Annotated in this window: 4 protein-coding genes; 1 reads left to right on the forward strand and 3 read right to left on the reverse strand. The window is 63.4% G+C overall.

Annotated features, from left to right (window positions below):
• Positions 1–22: 22 nt before the first annotated feature.
• Genes QOD90_RS12255 through QOD90_RS12265 form a run of 3 tightly spaced genes read right to left on the reverse strand, consistent with a single transcriptional unit; the run spans position 23 to position 2,534 of the window.
• Positions 23–808 (reverse strand): 2-keto-4-pentenoate hydratase, encoded by a 786-nt coding sequence (locus tag QOD90_RS12255; protein ID WP_526349993.1) that lies wholly within the window; start codon positions 806–808, stop codon positions 23–25.
• Positions 805–1,575 carry a 2-keto-4-pentenoate hydratase gene (locus QOD90_RS12260; protein WP_526349995.1) on the reverse strand — a complete coding sequence of 257 codons (771 nt, stop codon included), beginning with the start codon at positions 1,573–1,575 and terminating at the stop codon, positions 805–807. Before QOD90_RS12260 ends, QOD90_RS12255 begins: the two co-directional genes overlap by 4 nt.
• Positions 1,576–1,598: 23 nt before the next feature.
• Positions 1,599–2,534 (reverse strand): VOC family protein, encoded by a 936-nt coding sequence (locus tag QOD90_RS12265; RefSeq protein ID WP_526349997.1) that lies wholly within the window; start codon positions 2,532–2,534, stop codon positions 1,599–1,601.
• 344 nt (positions 2,535–2,878) lie between these two features.
• On the opposite strand from QOD90_RS12265, the gene QOD90_RS12270 reads away from it, so the two are divergent.
• Positions 2,879–4,211 (forward strand): aldehyde dehydrogenase family protein (locus tag QOD90_RS12270; protein WP_526349999.1); only part of this gene is annotated, 1,333 nt, incomplete at its 3' end.

Below are 4,211 nucleotides of genomic sequence, written 5' to 3' on the forward strand. Positions count from 1 at the left end.
AACTTCAATGAACGGCATTGCCCTACTTCCCTCTGTGTACGACCAGTGAACCAAGGTGTGAGAAATGGACCCTTACCGTGGTCCCCGGATTCACCGGGACCGCGTCGGTCATCCCACCGGTGAGCACGATCCAACCGGGCTCGATCGCGAGGCCGCGCTCGGCAAGGGTGTTGGCCGCCAAAGCAAGTGCTTCGGCCGGATGGCCCTGCACCGCGGCGCCCGTGGCGCTGTCGACGACGACGCCGTCGACTTCGACCAGACATGCCTCCAGTGCGAGATCCAGTCGCTCCGGCGCCAACCCGATCGATCCGGTCAGATAACGCGCCGATGATGCGTTGTCGGCTACGACGTCAGGCAGGGTGAATCGGAAGTCGCGATACCGGGAGTCGATGATCTCGACACCCGCGAGCACCCGCCCTACCGCCGACATCGCCCGCGGCGCCGTGACACCGGGACCGCTCAATCTCTCCTTCATGACGAAGACGAGTTCCGGTTCGGCGCGGGGATGGATGAGTGATCCGCCGGGCACCGGCGCCCCAGCGGGCAGCGTCATCGCATCGGTGAGCCAGGCCACCAGTGGAGAAGAGATGCCCATCCGTTCCTGCTTGGCGCGCGAGGTCAGACCGAGCTTCACACCAACGAGTTGTTCACCACGCTCGATACGACGACAGAGCGTCTCGTCTTGAATGGCGTACGCCATGCGGAGATCGAGCTCGTTCCACTCGTCGGTGAGCGGCTCGCGGGCCGAAGGCGTGTCTTGAGCGGCGAGCAGCTCGGTTGCCGCTCGGTCGACGGACCACGAGCTCATGACTCGACCATGTCGAAACGTGCTGTAACTGGACCGAGCTCGGCGACTTGGGCGGTCCAGACGTCGCCGCTGCGGACCGGTTGAGCGGCGGTGACCGACCCCGGGAGCACGACGTCTCCGGCATCGAGGGAGTCGCCGTGCTCACCGAGGGTGTTGGCCAGCCATGCCAGCGCCACCACCGGCGACCCCAGAGCGGCGCCGCTCGCGCCCGTGGCCGTCAGTTCACCGTTGCAGAATAGGTTGCAGCCAAGCAGGCGAAGGTCTGCAACGTCCGCGCGGATTGGGTGCGAGCCCAGTACGACCCCACCCGACGACGCGTTGTCTGCGATCGTGTCGACGATGCTGATTCGCCAGTCCTCGATGCGGCTGTCGATGATCTCAAGTGCGGGCAGCGCAAAGTCCACCGCTGCCAGCGCCTCGGCGACGGTAACGCCGGGACCGGCCAACCCGCGCCGCAATACCAGCGCAACCTCCGGCTCGACCCGCGGCTGAAGGAACGCCGAGAACGGCACCACCTCCGACTCCGGGTAGAACATCCGGTCGTGCAGAACCCCGAAATCTGGCCGACCAACGCCCATTTGCCGCTGCATGGCCGCAGATGTCAAGCCGACCTTGTGACCCTTGATGACCCGCCCGTCGGCCAGCCACCGGGTGGTCTGAGCCCGCTGAATCGCGTAGCCGTCGGCGATGGTCAAATCAGGAGAGCGATCCGTCAGCGGCGCAATGGGTTCACCGGTCCGGTACGCCTCCAGGATGTCTTCGGCCATCTGGTCACACTCGTCGGGTTGCATCAGACGCTGACGGCCGACTCGGACGGATTTGCGTCCGCATTCACCGATGGGCGTTCTGCCAGTTGCGATTGAGAAACCGTTCGCTGGGTGGGCCCCAGCCACATGTCTATCGAACCCGGTTCCTCGAGTTCGAACATCCGCGGCCGCCACGCCGCGTCGTCCTCGATCAATTGGACGCCGAACGAGTACTCGTAGGTCAGGTCGTCCGGGCCGAGGAAGTAGACGAAGATGGCCGTCGACGTCGGATGCCGGCCGGGGCCGTGCAGGATGCGCACGTCGTTCTGTTGCAGGAATCGCCAGTTGCGCATCACGTCGTCGAGCGTTCTGACCTGAAAGTTGATGTGGCAGAAACCAGGCCCCGCGTCGTTCTGGAAGAACGCCAGTTTGTGGTGGACCGGATCGATGCGCATCAGACATGCGCCGTCGCCGATCCAATCGGACACCCTGCCGTTGAACACCGTTGACCAGAACTCGTGCGCCGCGCGCACGTCGGGAGCATCGAGGCACAGGTGCCCGAATTCGGAGATCCCGGCGGCGGGCCTCCCGAAGTTGATCGGGCGGGCCAGGACGGTCTGACCGGTGACCAGCTCGACGTGGTTGCCGAACGGGTCGTCGAAGGCGATGAAATTACGCACACGCCGTTGTCGTGACTGTGTGGCTGTACCGCGCCACACCGTGCAGCCATGCCGCTGAAGTTCCGTTTCCGCGGCCTCCAGCGCGGCATCGTCCCGCAGCGAGAACGCCGATGCGTGGACCCCGGCCCGGTCGCTCTCCACGAGCGCGAGGCAGTGGTGGCGGTGGTCGGCACGCAAATAGGCGACCCCGGGCTCCGCTACAACCGGGTCCAACCCCACGATGTCGACCGCGAATCGCGTCGCACGCTCTAGATCGGTCACGCCGGAGCGAACGTAGGCGATGTCCTGTAGTTCGATCATCCCCGACCTTTCTGGTGGTTTCGACACGCTCGGACACGAGGCCAGTACTTATACCTGTGAACTATATTCAGATCGAGCCGCCTGGGTCAAAGGTTTTGACGCATCGCCTCTCGTCAACGCTGTGTGCAGCACGGCGGCGCACCTGATGCCGGACCCCAATTAACGTTGTGTGCCAATGTCTTACGTTCGTGTGGTCGATTCGAATAGTGGTGGCGTTGATGCCGCCCTTTGACGGATTTAGTTGTATCGCTGAAGCTTTTTGAAAGCTGACCCATGATGGTGAAGCGAACGCTAGTGTGGAACCACGCCTGGTGTGTACTACTCATGGAAGCGAGCATCGGCACGTGCAATCCTCTTTAGAGAGCAACAAGACCGATGTCGCGGCTCTGCTCGACCGGGACTGGCTGATGCTGATCGGTGGCGATCGCGTCGGTGCACGCGATGGCGCCACGATGAAGATCACAGCGCCTCACGACGGCTCGACGATCGCGACGGTACCTGCGGCCGGTCCAGTTGACGTCGACGCGGCCGTCTCTGCCGCCGCAACCGCGTTTCCGGCGTGGCGTGACACGACACTGCTCGAAAGAGCCGAGTTGATCCGCGCATTCGCTGAGCGATTGCGTTCCCGCGCAGTTGACTTCGGACTACTCGACGCAATCGACACCGGCAACCCGGTGACGGCGATGATCGGCGACGTGATGCTGGCGGCCAGATGGCTCGACTATCACGCCTCGGTGGCCTTTGGAATCACCGGCGACACTCTGCCGTCGATGACCCGGAGCTGGTTGATGACGCGTAAAGAACCATACGGCGTAGTCGGACGGATCATTCCCTACAACCATCCGATCCTCTTCGCTGCCGCAAAGGTCGGCGCACCTCTGATCACGGGCAACACTCTGATCCTGAAGGTGCCGGATCAGGCTCCGCTGTCCTCGTTGCTGATGGCCGAGGTGGTGCTCGAGTCGTTTCCTTCAGGCGTCGTCAACATTTTGTCCGGCAGCGGCGCAATCGCGGGCGACGCACTAGTCCGACACCGCGGGGTCAAGCGCATCGCGCTCATCGGCAGCGTGTCGACCGGCCAGAAGGTGGTTGCTGCGGCAGCCGAGGCCGGCATCAAGCACGTCACGCTCGAACTTGGCGGCAAGAACGCGATGATCGTGTGTCAGGACGCCGATCCTGCGGCTGTCGTCGAAGGTGCGGCGTTCGGCATGAATTGCCATTGGAGCCAAGGGCAATCATGCGGCTCTACGACCCGACTCTTCCTGCACGATTCTCTTCACGACGAGGTCGTGTCCGGACTGACCGAGCGACTGCAGTCGATCAAGATCGGTCATCCGTTGGATCCGTCCACCGAGATGGGCTGCCTGGTGTCGTCGGCTCAGTATGACAAGGTGCATCACTACATCGAATCGGCGAAACGTGAAGGTGCCCGACTCGTCACCGGCGGAGGACGCCCCTTGGGGAAGGAGTTCGAGGCTGGGTTCTATGTCGAACCAACGGTGTTCACCGATGTCGACATGTCGATGACCGTTGCCCGCGAAGAAGTCTTCGGCCCCGTTCTATCGGTGTTGCGATTCACCGACCTCGACGCGGCGGTGGCGCAGGCCAATGAACTACCGTACGGCCTCACCGGCGCCGTATGGAGCAACGACATCGTTACCGCCGTGTCGGTCGCCG

Origin of the sequence: Mycobacterium sp. (assembly GCF_032161845.1) — a bacterium.
Taxonomy (GTDB): Bacteria; Actinomycetota; Actinomycetes; order Mycobacteriales; family Mycobacteriaceae; genus Mycobacterium.

Excerpts from the sequence above, each read along its gene's own strand:
- QOD90_RS12265 (WP_526349997.1), bottom strand. The coding sequence starts at position 2,534 with ATGATCGAACTACAGGACATCGCCTACGTTCGCTCCGGCGTGACCGAT.
- QOD90_RS12255 (WP_526349993.1), bottom strand. The coding sequence starts at position 808 with ATGAGCTCGTGGTCCGTCGACCGAGCGGCAACCGAGCTGCTCGCCGCT.
- QOD90_RS12260 (WP_526349995.1), bottom strand. The coding sequence starts at position 1,575 with ATGGCCGAAGACATCCTGGAGGCGTACCGGACCGGTGAACCCATTGCG.